The organism is Planctomycetaceae bacterium, from assembly GCA_041398785.1.
Lineage (GTDB): Bacteria > Planctomycetota > Planctomycetia > Planctomycetales > Planctomycetaceae > JAWKUA01.
The window spans coordinates 58,910-75,472 of record JAWKUA010000006.1 but is presented as its reverse complement, the minus strand read 5'-3'; the positions used below and the strand labels follow the sequence as shown (position 1 = coordinate 75,472).

Here is a 16,563-nt window from a genome sequence, read left to right as displayed (position 1 = left end):
ATCGCCCGGGCTCTGCTGCGTCCGATCGCCCGGGCTCTGCTGCGATCGCCGGTGCTTTTCCAGTGATTTCAGAGCTGTTCGGCGGCGGGCTTCGCGGACGTCGGAGGTTCCGCAGGCATTTCTGCCAGGACCGCGACGATTCCGAAAAGAGCCACCGCGCGTTCCGTAGCCGACTGGTGAGCCTGAGCAAGCCACGCCTCAGCCGCCTTCCACAGACTTCGACGCGCCAGATTCCCCGTCGCCACCAGCATTCCATCCTCCCGCCAAAGCGCACTGTCAGACAACTGAACCGCGGTCAGCAGCGGAGCCGGGTCCGCTGTCACGTTGCTCGCAGCAGCGATCAAATGGTTGACGATGCAGGCCCGAAAGCCGGGTAACTCGCGAGCCTTCTGCATGACGTCAACGGCGGCGGCATAGTTCGCCTGCTGCATTGCCGATGCCGCCGACAGGATTGCAGGCGCCAGCAGGCTTTCGGCAAGCTGATCAATTCTCGCGGCAGCGGGAACCGCCAGCGACGCATCTGGTTGTGCCAGTTCCGGAATCTGCTGACCCGCAGAGACCGCCGCTGATGCCAGCAGCATGCACAGTGGATCGACAGCGAGTTCTCTCAGCAGCGCCTGCTCGCCGCCGGCGCAGGCTGTCTGCAGAGCGGCCGCTCCGCCGCTTTCCACAACGCGATGAAGAAGCTGCACCAACAACAGTCGACGTTCTTCCGCGATCGTCGCCAGACGATCCAGACCGCGCCGGTAGTTTCGGAATTGACTCTTCACTTCAGACTCACTGCGCAGGGCAAACCGGTCCTGCAGTTGCTTCATGATCGACTGTTCGTCCGATTCCATTGTGCTGGCGGCCTGACGGACGGCTGTCGTCGGAGGAATCCGGCTGGACAGCAGTGCGTAGAGCTTCTGAATTGCCGCGACGGCAACGGCATCATCCTTTCGAGCGACGGCGGCCGCGGCCACATCAGCCAGCGCGGCGGCCTTCAGCCTTTCACCGCTGAGATCCGGAGCTTCTGTCCGGATAACATCGGCCAGATCCGGCATCTGTGCAACGGCCGGCGATTCCATCTGGTTTGTTTCCACAAGTGCCGCATCCCACAGTGCCTGGTTTTGATCGCTGTGACCAAGAATCGCGGCGGTGCGAAGACCGACTGCCGGATCGATCTCGGCGGCGGCTTCATGCAGCAGTGTCGCCGTGGCGGCATCGGCGCTGACGACGACAGCATGTGAAGAAGCCACCGCAAGAACATCGGCGGCCGTGCGGACGTCCGACTGAGCCTTCGCCCACGTCACTGCCTGCGGCCAGCGCTTGTTGGCCGCCAGATGCACAGCAACGGCGGTCTTCAGAGGCTCATTCCACGAAAACACAGTGACCGGCGAGATCGCATTGAATCCCGCCCTGCGCAATGCGCCGGCCGAAGCGAACCATGCTCCCTGTCGCATATCGTCCAGTTGCGCGGTGACCGTCTGATCGCGCTGCTGATTTTCGATGCGGGCCATCGCGGTGTCGACGTCGCCTTCGTTGACGAGTGCTGCTGCCAGAGCGATGCCGGCCTGCAGTGCGAGCCTTCCGGTATCCGGAATTCGCTGAGCTTCCTGTTTTGCATCGGCAAGATGCGGTGCCGCGGCGGCGGCATCTCCGGACGCGATCGCCAGCCAGTATTGATGAAGATACGGCTCCACGACGTAGTATGTCGCGTCGCGCGACAGCCGCTGAAGCTGAGAAAATTCCGTGGCCGCTTCCGACAGTTTTCCGAGCCGCAGGTAGGCATCGCCGGTCAGCCGCCGGCAAAATGGCTTGTCCCGGTTGTTCGTCGTCTGCCGCGCGGCGCTGACCATCAACTCGGTCAGCCGCAGGGCTTCGGCGGCGACATCCGTTGTCTTTTCGCCGTTCGACGGATTGTTGCCACCGGACGGCACTGGATCCTGAGCATCGTCCTCATCGTCGCCGCCGGACTGCAGCTTCGACATGTCGAATGTCTCATTCAGATTCGGATCAACCGCAGGCGGAGCGTTCAGAAACATCACCAGACCGACAGTCAGCGCCAGCAGAATGCCGCCGGCGACGCCGTACATGATGAGCGGATTGGACTTGCCTTTTGGCTTGCTGAGCTTTTCTTCGCGGGCGAGCGCTTCGTCGCTGACTCTGGCGGGAGCCCGTTCGCCGGCTGCCGCATCCGGATCCGGAACGGTAAACGTCGGCACCATGCACTTCGGATTGGCACATTTCACCTGCCGTCCGATCGCACTTTTCGGAACAAACCCGAGTGAGTCGCACATCGGGCACCGCACGCGATGAGTGCGGCCTTTCATGGGCTTCCGCGCGCAGGGGATCACTTTTCGAGTGGCCGCGTTTTCCACAAGTCCGAACGGATCGTCCTCGTCGGTGGTTGGCTTCGCGGCACCCACGGGTTTTGTCGCGCCGGCCGTTTTTGCGCCGGATGCTGACTTCGATGCGGGTTTCGCGGCCGGCGCGGCGGGCTTTTTTTTCCCCTTCGAAGATCCATCCATCGCGGAGCCGCAGAACGGACAGTCGGCGGCATCGTCGTCCAGCACAGACTGACCGCAGGATGGGCATGTTGGCAAATCCATAACGACAACTCGACCAGGTTGATGCAACGTGAGATTGACGGGACAAAGCGGCCGGAATGCTTCGCAACCGCCCGCGCATGGTGACGGGTCGTTCCGCGTTTCTCAAGACGCAGCAACTTCCGAGCGTCACCAGCCGACGAATTGTACCGCCGGCATCGCTTCTGCCGTCGCGGATGAAAAACGAATTTGTGACCGGTGGTTCCGTATCAATTCGCCAATTGCGGCGGTCCGGGCGCGAATCGACTATTGCTGCCGGGCAGCCTGGGCGTATTTCCGCGAGTACTTTTCATACAGGCTCTTGTGACGGCTGCCCAGATCGACTCGCCGTCCGCGAATCCACGCGCGGGAGATTTCCGTTTCCGTTTCCAGCGGGTCGCCATTCGTCACGATCAGTGTTGCATCCTTCCCGACTTCCAGCGAACCGACGCGGTCATCAATCCCCAGGATTCGGGCCGGATACAGCGTGACAGCCTTCAGCGCTTCATCACGGTCCAGACCATATGCCGCGGCGGTCGCGGCATGGTACGGCAGGTTGCGAGTGTTCCAGGTCGACTCCCGTTCTGACCCGGAGATACAGAACGCAATCCCCGCGTCTTTGAGCCGCGCCGCCAGCGAATACGGAGCGTCGTAATCTTCATGCCGGCGCGCCGGAGTCCGATGGACCGAATCGATCACCACGGGAACCTGATACTGCGTCAGCAACTCCGCACAGGCCAGCGCGTCATGTCCGCCGAAGATGATCAGTTTCACGTTTTGTTCGGCCGCGAATGCCACGGCGGTCTGAATTTCGCGCGCATCGCCGGCGTGTGCCATCAGCGGAACTTCCTGATGAAGAACCGGAAGCAGGGATTCCAGCCGAATATCGAAGGCCTGACCGTTCGGACCGGAATTCGCCAAGCGTGCTGCTTCGTAGGCGCGGGCATCATCGAAAAATCGACGCAGCTCCTTCAGTTGTTCATTCGGTCCCGACCTGGGCGGAGACGGCCAGTGGACGATCATTGCCGCTGACGGTTTCAGCGTCATGTCTTCGAAAGTCCAGCCGTCGAGCTGCATCACCGACGCCTGCCCGCTGATGCGTCCGCCCGATGGCGCCGACAGCGCGATCAGCACGCCGTTGGCGCGCGTCACCGGAATGACTTCGCTGTCGGGATTGACGCTGACGTGAGCCTTTACGTTGGGATTGAAACTGCCGGTTTCGGAAGTATCGCGAGTGGCTCGCACGGCGGCGATCTCCGTCAGACCAATCTGAGAATGAGCTTCAATCAGTCCGGGATAAACGTGCCTGCCGCCAAGATCAATGATTCGTGATTTTTCCGGCGGAGACACATCGCGACCGACGTCCGTGATCATGCCTTTGGAAAACACCAGAGTTCCGTTTTCGATGATCGGGCCGGACACGGTGTGAATTGTGACGTTGACCAGCGCGATCGGTCTGCGCTGCGGCGCGCCGGGAATTTCATCGGAGGCTGAGGCGACGCTGAACAGTGAAAGTGACAGCAGACAGACTACCGTGCGAAGAGCGGTCATGATCATGATCTCGTTCGTGGATGATTGGATCGGCCGTGGCGTGGTCAGACCTCGGCTTCGGCGAAGGATCTGTGAGCGGCAACAGGCCGGCCCGGAAGCTTATTCAGAATGGCGACCGATGCCTTGTATTCGCCTTAGCGGATTCCAATTCTAAGTGCCATTAGTCGTTGAAGACATGATGAAGTCGCTGGTTCGTGGAACTGGCTTAGATGTGGGATACCTCAGCGTGCATGCAGGCGAACCACAGGAATCACTCTTCCTCCAACGCGCGATCATCCGGCAGCGCGGCTCGCAATTCCTCCAGCAGCCTCTGAGTTCCGTGCTGCGTTGTCCAGTAGATAAGATAGTCCCAGTCAAGCAGCGATCCCGAGACTGCCAGAATGCTTTCGACGTCGTCCAGATCCTTGCGTCTGGCCCAGCGGACTTTCTGGATCACGACATCTTCCGCCGACGGAATCCACGCTTCGCGGTCGATTTCCGCGATCCGTTGTCGACACCTTCTCCGAAACCGTTCGGCGTGATGCTCATCGGCGCTCAATCGAAAAAACTCGATGTCCCAGCCCGTGGGCAGATACGTCATCACGTTTCTCACCGAACCGGTGATCGTTTCCATTCGCAACTGACGATCAAACTTAAAGTCGCCGCCGAGCTTCTGACTGATCCGGCCCAGATCGCCGCTGCGCAGGCTGACGACGAAGTCCGCGTCTTTCGTGTTGCGAGGAATACCGTAGGCATTGCTCGAAAACGCGCCGACAAGGATGTACGGAATGGCCAGTTCTTCCAGCACTTCGATGACTCGTCCGGTGGCTTCAAGGCTATTCATCAATGATGCCTGCGTCGACATATAAGTCCCGGTCGCTAAGTAGCTTCGCAATGCGCCGCCGCCGCCGCACTTCACGTTCGACCTGTTCCGGCGTGAACTCAGGGTTCTGCGAACGAATCGCACCTCGCATCGCCTTCATACTCTGATCGAACAGAATCGCGCCGTCGGCCAGTCTCTGGCTCATTGGCGTTCGACACGCCTGCCCGACTTTTGACAGGAAAATCTCGTGCTGCAGTGCTTTGATTTCCGGATCGACCTGATTCATCACATGGATCTCGGGCTTTGAGAATGATGCCACTCGACTGCCCGGCATGTTATACCCCGAGCGGGGTAGATTGAGGCATTCTGGCTCGCGGCGGAAGAGGCGTTCGATGCATCAGTGTTCGCCGCGGCCAGTATAAACGCTGTCTGCGTGCAGTGACACGACGAACCGTTACCAGCGAAACGTTCTTCCTCCCTGCGACCTTCGACGACTCTTCGTGCGTCGTCAGTCTCGAATCGGCCACGGCCGAGCACTTAAGAAAATGTTGGAAATTGCCGAGAAATCGGCGGAAGCCCGCCAGGTATTGGCGTTTTGCAGGGTCAAGCGGCGAGATCAAGCGCCATTCCGGTGGTCTGTGGAGCGAAATTCAATCGAAAGGTGTGGCATGGCTCTCGATTTCCGACGATCACCGGCCACCGCACTCAGGCGTGGTAATCGTTTCGGGTCAGAGACTGGCTGGCCGAATGCCGTGAGTACACAGTACGGGAAGCGTGGAGGTTTTACGCTGCTGGAGTTGTTGGTCGTGATCTCCATCATTGCAGTGCTGTTGTCGTTGATCCTGCCTGCCGTTCAGAGTTCGCGAGCCGCCGCGCGGCGATTGCAATGCCAGAATCGGCTCCGGAATCTGGCTGTGGGACTCAATGCCTACAGCACATCCGCGAAGGGCTACTTTCCTTCGGTCTTCAGCCCGAGGGACGGACGGACTTCCGTCTGGGTCGCGGAAATCCTGCCGCAACTGGACTCTCAGTCGGTTCGTGATCATCTTGACTTCGAAATCCGTCGGAGCTTCGGCTCAGCGTCTTGCTATGCCCCGATGACGATGAAAACGAGAAGTTCTCCCGAGGCCTTTCATACGTTCTGAATGTCGGTTATGGGCTGATGACCCCGACATGTGCGGGCACTGCAATTCACACTGACCATCTGTCACACGAAGGTCCGAGCTCCGGGATCATTGCAAGTCTGGGCACCCTCCTCCGGCGAGACAGTCTGGATGGATATTTGCTTGGCTATACAGTTACTTCCGTGACGGTCGGTTCTCCCGCCGAAGAGGCGCGATTGATGGGGCTGGATTGGGATGGCGACGGTGAAATCACCAGTGCGGAAGATCGGACGAAACAGGCATCGGGTGTCTTCTGGAGCGGGACTGAACCGACGAACAGAGCGTTTCCGATTCAACGTCTGGACCTGGGCGACGGGGCGAGCAACACGCTGATGATCAGCGAACGCAACAAGCTGCGGGACTGGGCAGTTCCACCGCCCCAGACAGAGTCTGATCTGGCCGCGATACTCCGACTGCCATTCCTGGCTCCGCTTGCAAGTCACGGATTCGGCATTGGCACAGCAAGTTTTCGCGATGCAACGGGCTGGCACGTCATGCCCTGCGAGAGCCCCTGGTCCGCCAGCCCTTCTCAAAATCAACTTCGATTTGAACGCATGCGCACGATCGCAACACACGATTGTTCAGAGCCACCCGGTGATACTCAGAGAATCATCAACTCGCCGTCGACATTCTATCTGGCTCCGATGTCTGATCATTACGGCGGAGTAAATGTTGCCTTCTGTGACGGAGCGGTGTCATTCATGTCGGAAGACGTGGCTCCTGATGTCTTTGCCAGATTGTTGACTTCCGCCGGTTCCTCGCATGGGCAGAGCCCCCTGAGCGACAGCGACTTCTGACAGCCATCAACGATGTTCCAGATGTTCGTGGTCATGGCCGTGGTGGCAAAATTCGTCGTGCCGAGGCCACATCGCCGACGGGTCGTCGTCCTGTTCGTCCGCGCCGCGCATTTTTTCCTTTGATGTCAGGATCTTCTGAATCAGCGTGTTGCGCATGTCGGCAACCTTTTCGCGCTGCCGCGCGTCGTCGTCGCGATGAAAGTAGCGGCAACCGTCGATCCAGGTTTGTTCGCAGCGGCTGTAGTTGGACAGCGGCGATCCATTCCATACCACGAAATCCGCGTGCTTGCCGGGTTCCAGCGAACCGACGTACTCCTCGATCCGAAGCTGCTTCGCAGGATTCAGCGTCACGAACTTCAGAGCTTCCTCGGGAGCCACTCCGCCGTACTTGACGGCCTTGGCGGCTTCCTGATTCAGTCGGCGAGCCAGTTCGGCATCGTCGGAATTGAACGACACGACAACTCCCGCGCGGTGCATCAGCGCTCCGGTGTACGGAATCGCGTCAATAACTTCGAATTTGTAGGCCCACCAGTCGGCGAACGCGGAGCCCATCGCTCCGTGTTCCGCCATCGCGTCGGCCACTTTGTAACCTTCCAGAATGTGCTGGAACGTGCCAATCGTGATGTCGAATTCGTCCAGCAGCCGAATCAGCGCGAGGATTTCGTCCTGCCGGTAACTGTGACAGTGAATCCAGCGGCGCTGTTCCACGATTTCGCGCAGTGCATCCAGTTCCAGGTCGCGCCGTGGCGGCAGACCTCGACGAATGTTCTGCCACGCGTCGTGCTTCGCGGCGTATTCCCTGGCGGCCATGAACGAGTCACGGAAGATCTGTTCGACGCCCATGCGAGTCTGCGGATAGCGGCTGGTGTATTCGTTGCCCCAGTTGCTTTGTTTGACGTTTTCGCCAAGCGCGAACTTCACTCCCGGCGGAGCTTCCTGAAACTTCATCTGCTCGCCGTTCATCCCCCAGCGAAGTTTGATCACCTGGTTCTGGCCGCCAATCGGATTTGCCGATCCGTGCAGAATGTTGGACGACGTGACTCCGCCGGCAAGCTGCCGGTAGATGGTGATGTCGTCGCAATCGATGAAGTCACCGATGCGAACTTCGCACGTAACGGCCTGAGTCGATTCGTTGACGCCGCCATCAGTCGCCATGTGAGAATGGCAGTCGATGATGCCCGGTGTGATGTGCATTCCCTGGACGTCGATGACCGAAGCGCCGTCCGGAATTTCGAGGTCGTCACCGACGGCGATGATGTGTCCGTCGTCAATCAGCAGCGTGCCGTCTTCGATGATGCCGGCGGGGCCGGACGTCCAGATCGTTGCGTGCTGAAACGCCGTCAGACCGGCGGTTTCCGGCACAGATTCCCGCCCGAAGGCTCCCAGCGGGAAGTTGACCGCGAACGACGCCGGCACCGGCGCTTCCTCCGAATCGTCGTGCTTCTCTGGCGCAGCCGAACCGCCCGATTCCAGCCTCGCGATGGAAACCGTCGACGTCGATCCGTCCGGCCAGGCGATACGGCCGAATCCGGCTGGCGCATCGTCGCCGCGATTCAGGACGAGCGACAGACGGGTCGCGCCGTCAATGCTCCAGTTCTTCGCGGAAAACTGCCCGGTCACGGAATAGTCCGACTGATTCAATTCCTTCAACTCCGCGAGATCCGAGTTGCTGTCGGCTTCCGGCTTCTTCTCGTCGCTGTCGCCGTCGCGATCGTCTTCGTCGGCCTGTTTGTCGTCTGCTGCGTCCGACTCATCGTCGTCGTCGCTGTCCCTGTTGCCGGCGTCCTTGTCGTTGGTCGTTTCGCTGAACGGTCGTCTGGAGACTCTGCCCTTCAGCTTGTCACCGTCGCGCGTCAGTCGAACGAACAGCGTGCGCGGGTAGGGACCGCTCGGTTCAATCGTCAGTTCGTAAGTGGCGGCGACGTCGATTACCGGCGGAGGCTGATGTTCGAAACGTTCACCGGCGACCCAGGTTTCGACGACCTTCGTCTTTTTCGCGAACAGGTCTCCATCGGTCACGACAAAGCTGGCCAGCTTTCCGGCATGAATGGAACCAAGCTGGTCTTCAACGCCGAACAATTCCGCCGGTGTCTCCGTGAGTGCCCGAAGTGCCGACGCCGATTTCAGCCCGCGATTGACCGCCTTTCGCAGCGACTTCAGAAACTGGTCCGTGGAACTCAGGCGGTTTGTGGTGAACGCAAATCGGATTCCGGCATCATCAACTCGCGCGGGGTTTTCCGGAGCGAGATCCCAGTGAAGCAGTGATTCCAGAGTCACGTTGGCTGCGATTTCCGGAGTCGACACGTTCGGCGGTTTCGAAAAGTTCAGCGGCAGAATCACCGCGCGTCCCGTCGCCGCGATGTCGTTCAGCCGGCGATATTCAAGACCGCTGCCGCGAACGATCAGATTCAGCCCGAATTCCGACGCGTACCGGTCGGCTCGCAGAAAGAACAGTTCGTTTGACGTTTCGATAACAACCGGTTGAGCCCCCGCCACGACCGGTTGCAGCGCGACCAGAGCATCGTTGTGTTCCGGGCGAGGCAGCGATGAATCGGCGTTCGCGGCGTTCCAGGCGTCGCGATACCAGATGGCGTCGTACATCGTCTGGCGAGCCAGCGCGACGGCTCCCATCGGCGAACCGGGATACTCCGACCGGCTGCGGCGATTCACCGTCAATTCCAGATGCTGAGCCACGCCCGCCGCCACGATCGCCCGTTTCGGGTCCGTCGTTCCCGTCGACACGACCGCGCTTTGACCTCGCACGATCCCACCCGACGGAGCCATCAGCCGGGCAACAATCCCCTGTTTGCGAAGTGCCTCGTTTTCGGAAACCGTCGTCAACACCTGCTTCGCAGCGGACAGTTGCGGCACCACGTTGTCGTTCCAGTGCGCCGGCGATTTGTCGAGCCCGTCGGTTGACAGATTCTTTTCGGAATACGCATCGATGAAGCCTGGGTAAATCGTGCGTCCTTCGAAGTCCAGCACGCGAGCGTCGGCCGGAACTTCGGCACCAGCGGCTGCCGATGCAATCCGGCCGTTCCGCACGACGACGGTAGCGTTGCTCAGCTCATGTTCGGCATCGATCACAACCCGGGCATTCATCAGCGCCCAAACGTCAGGCCGGTTTTCCCGCAGACCGACTTTGTGGTCCGACGATTCGTCAGCGGTGACGGTGGCAGAAGCGGTTGCCAGAATCAAAACGACAAAGGCACGAATGACAACGGCCATGAAAAACCTCGCAAGGTGAACTCAGGACATCCGGGAACACTCAATGTCCGCTAAATTACCGAGACTGCCTGGAGTTTGCACCGATTCGGTCTCCCGTCCGCGGATTTCCTCCAAAAACCGCAGCATCCGAATCGGTGGCAAGTGCGTGAAAACCTTTGGCTTCCAATCTGCATGCGCAGTGAATCATGAATCCCCGACGAAGGCTTGGAATTACATTTTCGGGGGGAGTCAGGGGCAGTCAGTCACGAGGTTGCTGTCGCACCTCCACCTTCGTCGCCAATTCTCATTTTGATAGGAAGCTCATCGAAATGGCACAGTTGGCGGGTGTTTCTACCGGTGGGTAGTGCCCGGAAGCTGCGAAATCGGAGTCCACTTGCCCGCGGATCGGCAGAGGGAGATTTATCTGCGTCCAGCGACAGAATCGGAGACAGGGCGGCCGCGCGCAGCAAGCGATTTGCACTGACGCAATCCCCGAGCGAACGCGGCCAAACTTCGTTTCGACGACGACTGTCCCGTTGGACGGGTGCAAGTTGAAGTCTGCGAACCGTGACAAATTGCACAGCGTTGACACGCGTGCAGCATACCGCCCTGGAGACGAATCACATGCATGAGCCGGGATCGGCAGGAAGCTGCCGGTGAATCGCGGCATCGCGTCGGCGGGCAACGTGAGCAGCAGCAGTCTTGCGCCCTACCAAAGCGGCAATCGGATTTCGCGAAAGCACGTCGGTGGCAGCGCTCAAGACGTGCGACTATTTCGCAGCGAGCTTCACCAGGCCGCCGGAAATCAGTGTTGCAACATTCGTCAGAATCACGGGCAGCGCGAATCCACCCGGTGAAGCCAGGTATTTGGGCGACCAGACCGGATCAAATTTCTCCTTGTACCGCCGCAGACCCTGAAAGTTGTAGAAATGCTCACCATGCCGAAACGTCAGAGCGGCGATTCGGTTCCACATCGGGCCCAGACGTCTGGCGTCGACTCCGGACAGTGGCGCCATTCCCAGATTGAACCATTGGTAATCCTGTTCTGTGCCCCACAACATGAGTTGCACGAACAGGAACTCCATCACGCTGTCCGGTGACTGCGGCAGGAATCGCATCAGGTCGATCGACAGTTCTGTTCGCTCCGCTCCCCGCCAGACATTCGCAAAGGCGATCGGTCTGTCGCCCTTCCGCACAAGCGCGATGGGACAGCGTCTGATGTATTCCGGCTGAAAGTATCCCAGGGAGAATCCTTTTTCGGCCGTGCTTCTTTCATCCAGCCAGGCGTCGGAGATCGTCTTCAGAACCGCCAGCAATTCGTCTTCGATCGGCGGCTGGACGACTTCAAAGGTACAGCCTTCGGCGCTGACCTGCCTGTTTGTGCGTCGCAGTCCTTTCCGGCTGCTTCCTTCAAGACTGAAGCCGGACAGCGGAACACGGGCTTCTTCGCCGATTTTGACCAGCGACAGTCCGGCCTCGACGTACATCGACAGCCGATCCTCATCGACCTGGTAAAAAACCGGCCAGCGCCTTCCTTCGTCACATCGTTCACGGAAGTCCCAGATCAGTTCCGCAGCATCGCTTTCATCACCGACGGGATCTCCCATCGCGACCCAGCTCCTGCCTTCGGTGCCGTACATGATGAAGGCCGAGTGCCGGGCATTGAACAGAAAGTACTTATCGCCCAGCAGCGCCAGGCTGGCGGAAGTTCGCGAACAGTCTGCGACAATCCGGCAGGCCGTGTCGAGTTCCTCGTCATTCGGCAGTTCCGGCGGCCGTGGCTTCGAACGCAGCAGCCGCGATGCGGCAAACACCAGCGTCACCAGCACCGCGCCCGCCGTTGCTCGCAGAGATCGCGGAGCGCTGCCCTGTGATTCAAACTGCCACCACAGGTCGCCGCTGTATTCGATGTGCTTGTAGGCAAAGTGCATCAGCCACAGCGTACATCCAAGCACCAGAACAACGGCCGCATACCAGCCTGGCGAAAAACGATCGGTCAGCAGCGCACCCCTGCGGTAAAAGTGTCGTCGGCAGGGAAGGATCAGCAGCAGCATCACGAACAGGACTGTCGCTTCTTCGTAGTCGAATCCCTTCAGCAGCGAAACGACGGCACCGCCGGCCAGCAGCAGGCAAACCGCGTAGTACGCCGTTTCGATCCGCCGCTGCAGACTGCGAGCCAGCAGGATCAGCAGGATGCCGGCAATACTGCCCAGCAGGTGCGACACCTCGATGACAGGCAGCGGCAGCACGTCGCGCAACAGCCGCAGACGGCCATGAGCCGCGGGTGTCGCTCCGGACAACAGCAGCATTCCGCCCGCCAGAAAGACGCCGACGGTCAGAACGCGCGGAGCGGCGAACCTGGTCCAGCTTCCCATCAGCGCGACCGCCCTGCCGACGCGACGGCGATTCAGCGTCAGTTCATATGCACCAAGCAGGATCAGTCCAAGCGCAAGAGGAATCAGATAGTAGATCGCCCGGTACGCCATCAGCGATCCAACCACCGACTGGGGCCGGACCGGGCTGACCAGAACCAGCACGACCAGTTCCAAAACGCCCAGTCCCCCGGGCACCTGCGAAAACAGGCTCGCCACAAGCGCCAGCAGATAGATGGCCAGCAATTGCGAGTAACTCACAGGCACCGACGCCGGCAGCAGCACGTACAGCACGCCCGCCGCGACCATCAGGTCCAGCGTGGCAACGGCAAACTGCATCAGCGACATCCAGACTTTGGGCGGTGAAAATTCCCACTGCCGGATCCGCACTGGTTCGCGACGAACAGCACACAGCGCCAGGTAGCCGACAGCCAGGCATCCCAGAATCACGCCCAATGGAACCGTCGACGTTACCGGCAGATGCAGGCTCGCAGGAATCGTCATCGGATCGAAAATGAACACGGCACACGACAGGGCGAACAATCCGATCCAGAACGTCACGCTCAGCATCAGCACGAGTCTGACGATTTCGACTGCCGAAAATCCCCAGGCCGTATAGAGCCTCGCTCGGATTGCCGAACCGCCCAGAAGCATGCCGAAATTGTTCCCGACCGCGCTCCCCAGGAACGACGCCAGCGCAATTCTCGGAAAGCTCATCGGACGCCCGACGTATCGAATTCCCAGCCAGTCGTAGCCGATCAGAATCAGGTAGTTCAGCAATGTCAGTCCGGCGGCCAGCCAGAGTCGCCCTGCGGGAATCTCGGCCAGGCTGCGCACAAAATCGCTCAGGTGATAGTGACGCAGCTCGCCGTGCAGCAGACACAGAGCCGTCGCGAACATCGAGATCACAAACATCGGTCCGGCAACTGCCCCGACGCAGTTCAGGAACTTCCGTCGGCTTTCGTCCGTCCGGACCGAGGCCGGCGAAGCAACATGGCTGAGTTCACCGGCGACGTTCATGGGGCCGAGTCCGACTGAGTCTGATCCGAGCGGAACTGAGGCGGGGGATCACTGCTGGTCTGGTTCGGACGTGTCGTAGTCAGTGGTTCGGTCGGAACGGTTCGCGGCGAATCGCTGCGGAGATCGGCTTCGAGGAACACGTCGACAAGCTGCCCCACCAGAAGTTTCTGTTCCTGAACCAGGCGGTTCTGCGGGTCGACGGCAAAGATCACCTGGACGACGCGCGTGTCGACTCGTTCGGTATTCACTCCGGTCAGTGACGCTTTCGGCACCACATACGGTTCCAGGCGGACAAAGGTCAGTGGGATTTCTTCCTGAGTGACGTCGCCGCGAATTTTCGCCGCGGCCCGAGCGTCCAGTCTGAGTCGCGGCAGATCTTCCTCATCGATGTTCACGCGAACGTGCATCGGCTGGAGGTTTCCCATCAGGATCAGCGATTGTCCGCCGAAGGTCGACACATATTCGCCCGGTCGAACGTCAACCTGCAGAATCGTCCCGTCGACAGGTGCCCGCACCTGAAGCAGGTCGAGTGCCGTTTGCGCCTGGTCCACCTGAGCCCGTGCCTGTTCAACGGCCGCGGCGGCGATGGCCTTGTCCGCTTCCCAGGCACCCGCGCGAAGCAGCGCGAGGGCGGCGGTTGTCTGTTCAAACTGCGCGCGGGCGCTCGTGACGGCCAGTTGACTCGCGACATAATCCTCTTCGGCAATGGCTCGCCCCGCCTGTTTTAGTTTCTCGGCTCGCGCAAAACGATCCTGCATCTCGCGGAGATTCGCTTCCGCGGCGGCGACCTGAGCTTCACTGGCGGGAATTTCTTCGGGCCGCGGCAGCAACTGTAGTTTCCGCAGCTGTTGCTCGGCGGCTTTGAGCACTGCCTGCTGAAACCTCAGATTGGCGGCTGCCTGACGACTGTCCAGCTCAATCAGCACCTCTCCGGCATGGACGTTTTGTCCGACCGTAACCAGCACCTTTGCCACCATTCCCGCAACCTGGGAACCGACGGTGATGTTGCCGGTGCCGCTGGCGTTCGTGGACGCTTCAATCATTCCGGCACCAGCCACCGTATTCCCGAAAGGAGCGATCGGCGGCGAGACGGGAGGTCCGGTTTCTGGCTGAGGTTTCTGGATTTTCAGCGCGTGTGTGATCGCAAAGACGGCGGCAATGATCGCGAGAACGGGCAGAACGAATCGTCGCATGCTCAGGTACCTCGGCTGCTTTCGGCCTGCGAGACAAGACCGTCCTCCAGGCTGATGATTCTGTCAGCAAAGCTGAAAATGCGGGAATCATGTGTCACAACCAGCGTGACACGATCCGGTTGAAGCGCCATGTCGCGGATCAGTTCCATGATTGTGTGACCGGTCCGGGCATCAATGGCCGACGTCGGCTCGTCAGCCACAATCAACCGTGGTTCGTGAACGAGAGCCCGTGCAATCGCCACTCGCTGCTGCTGTCCTCCCGAAAGCTGCGATGGCAGTGACCGCAGGCGATCGCCTAGACCCACACTGTTCAGAACTTCGCCGGCGCGCTTCACGGCAGCGCGTTTGGAATAGCCGTTGATCGCCAGCGGTACCGCCACGTTCTCTTCTGCCGTCAGCGCCGGCAACAGGTTGAGCTGCTGGAAAACAAAGCCGACGTTCTTTGCTCGAAACGCGGCCCGGTGCCGTCCCGACAATCGATTCAGTTCCGTATCCAGCACGTTCAGATCTCCGCTGGTGGGTTCCAGCGTACCGGCCAGAATGGAAATCAGCGTCGTCTTGCCGCAGCCGCTGGGGCCGACCAGAAGCGTCAACTGCCCCGGAAGGATGTCCAGATCGATGCCGCGCAGCGCTTTCACCATGGCGCTTCCTTCGCCATAGTTTTTCGTCAGTTGACGGCAGGACACACCGCCATGAATCTGCGGAGTCGCATTCATGTCGCCCCCTGAAACACTGCAGCCGGTTCCAGAACAAGCACACGACGGACACTGATCAGACTGGCGGCCGCCACGATCGATATCATTGCGCCGGCGGCAATTGCCAGCACCTGCCACGGCAGAAAAAAGGCCAGCAGCGGCATCGCTCCGGTGACGGCAATTCCAAACAGCGTTGCCAGTCCGACGCCCAGTCCATACCCGATCCCACCGACAACCAGCCCCTGAATCAGGATCATGCTGACGACAAGCCGGTCACTCATTCCCATTGCTTTCAGCGTGCCGAACTGCTTGAGGTTCTCGACGGTAAACAGATAGAACGTCTGGCCGGCCACGGCGACTCCGACCAGAAACGCCAGTACCACAGTCGTGCCGAAGTTGACCGGAATGCCTGTGTGCGTCAGGAAATACGACAACGTCAGGTCCATGAATTCCTGTTCGGACAGCGCTTTCAGTCCGGTCTGCGACTCAATCCGGCGGGCGACATCTTCAGGAACCAGCCCGTCGCGGGTCTTTGCCAGGTCCAGCGACGTCAGCCGTCCGGTGGGTGTTGCCGGGACGTACAGTGTGGCGTGGCTGAAGCGGGTGTAGATGACCGGCATTGTCATGAACGTCTGAGATCCCCGGAAAACGCCCGCCACCACGGCCCGTCGCTGGTTCATTTCGAAGACTCTGCCGGTGCTGATCGGTTCGCCCGGCCACATCTGACGGAAACCGGCTTCGTCGATCAGTACGGCGTCCGGAAACTGCAGATCTCCGATTCCGCCGACAAGCAACTGCTGCGGCGCCCCGGTCAGACTCGCGTCATCCAGACCCATGATAATGACGCCCTGATAATGACCGTCCGCCAGTTGCGCCTGACCCTGTCCTCGGTACAGGTTGACGGCCCAGGAGACCCCCGGCACGCTGCGGACGCGGAAGACATCGTCATCGGAAATCGGCTTCAGGTCGTCGAAGTACCTGACACCGGGATTCATGACCCAGATGTCTTCGCCCTGAGTGTCACGAATCTGGCTCGTTGTTCGCAGCATGATTCCGCTGAAGATCGCGCTCTGTTCGCAGATCAGAAAACACGCGAACGTGACGCCGAATATGATGGCGAAATACTTGGCTCTGTCGCCCATCAGCATCTTCAAAGCGATCCACACCACAAGCGAATTCTCCTTCTGTCGGCAGGG

Annotated in this window: 11 protein-coding genes; 2 read left to right on the top strand and 9 right to left on the bottom strand. The window is 60.0% G+C overall.

The features are described from left to right. Positions 1–68: 68 nt before the first annotated feature. The 4 genes from R3C19_08790 to R3C19_08775 all read right to left on the bottom strand — a co-directional run bounded on the left by R3C19_08790 (position 69) and on the right by R3C19_08775 (position 5,254). Positions 69–2,591, bottom strand: coding sequence for a hypothetical protein (locus R3C19_08790; protein ID MEZ6060444.1), 2,523 nt, complete (start codon positions 2,589–2,591; stop codon positions 69–71). A gap of 243 nt (positions 2,592–2,834) precedes the next feature. Next, a complete protein-coding gene (locus tag R3C19_08785; protein MEZ6060443.1) occupies positions 2,835–4,118 on the bottom strand; it encodes an amidohydrolase family protein in 1,284 nt (427 codons plus the stop codon). 250 nt (positions 4,119–4,368) lie between these two features. Next, positions 4,369–4,941 (bottom strand): DUF6036 family nucleotidyltransferase, encoded by a 573-nt coding sequence (locus R3C19_08780; GenBank protein ID MEZ6060442.1) that lies wholly within the window; start codon positions 4,939–4,941, stop codon positions 4,369–4,371. Further along, entirely contained in the window at positions 4,934–5,254 is a 321-nt protein-coding gene (locus R3C19_08775; GenBank protein ID MEZ6060441.1) for a hypothetical protein, read from the bottom strand. Before R3C19_08775 ends, R3C19_08780 begins: the two co-directional genes overlap by 8 nt. A 418-nt stretch (positions 5,255–5,672) precedes the next feature. Between R3C19_08775 and R3C19_08770 the strand changes: the two genes are divergently transcribed. Then, complete coding sequence (locus R3C19_08770) at positions 5,673–6,065, top strand: DUF1559 domain-containing protein (GenBank protein MEZ6060440.1); 393 nt, start codon at positions 5,673–5,675, stop codon at positions 6,063–6,065. A gap of 161 nt (positions 6,066–6,226) precedes the next feature. Beyond that, the gene (locus R3C19_08765; GenBank protein ID MEZ6060439.1) at positions 6,227–6,880 is read left to right on the top strand and encodes a DUF1559 domain-containing protein; all 654 of its coding nucleotides are present in this window, start codon (positions 6,227–6,229) and stop codon (positions 6,878–6,880) included. A gap of 6 nt (positions 6,881–6,886) precedes the next feature. Here the strand turns inward: R3C19_08765 and R3C19_08760 are convergent, their stop codons facing one another. The 5 genes from R3C19_08760 to R3C19_08740 form a co-directional block, all read right to left on the bottom strand. Further along, positions 6,887–10,108, bottom strand: a complete 3,222-nt coding sequence (locus R3C19_08760; protein MEZ6060438.1) for an amidohydrolase family protein — start codon at positions 10,106–10,108, stop codon at positions 6,887–6,889. A 749-nt stretch (positions 10,109–10,857) separates the two neighbouring features. After that, entirely contained in the window at positions 10,858–13,479 is a 2,622-nt protein-coding gene (gene mprF / locus R3C19_08755; GenBank protein MEZ6060437.1) for a bifunctional lysylphosphatidylglycerol flippase/synthetase MprF, read from the bottom strand. Then, positions 13,476–14,672, bottom strand: coding sequence for an HlyD family efflux transporter periplasmic adaptor subunit (locus R3C19_08750; GenBank protein MEZ6060436.1), 1,197 nt, complete (start codon positions 14,670–14,672; stop codon positions 13,476–13,478). The genes mprF and R3C19_08750 overlap by 4 nt, the downstream gene beginning before the upstream one ends. Before the next feature lie 2 nt (positions 14,673–14,674). After that, positions 14,675–15,388: an ABC transporter ATP-binding protein gene (locus R3C19_08745; GenBank protein ID MEZ6060435.1), complete on the bottom strand. Its 714-nt coding sequence runs from the start codon at positions 15,386–15,388 to the stop codon at positions 14,675–14,677. Next, the gene (locus tag R3C19_08740; GenBank protein ID MEZ6060434.1) at positions 15,385–16,536 is read right to left on the bottom strand and encodes an ABC transporter permease; all 1,152 of its coding nucleotides are present in this window, start codon (positions 16,534–16,536) and stop codon (positions 15,385–15,387) included. The genes R3C19_08745 and R3C19_08740 overlap by 4 nt, the downstream gene beginning before the upstream one ends. Positions 16,537–16,563 lie beyond the last annotated feature (27 nt).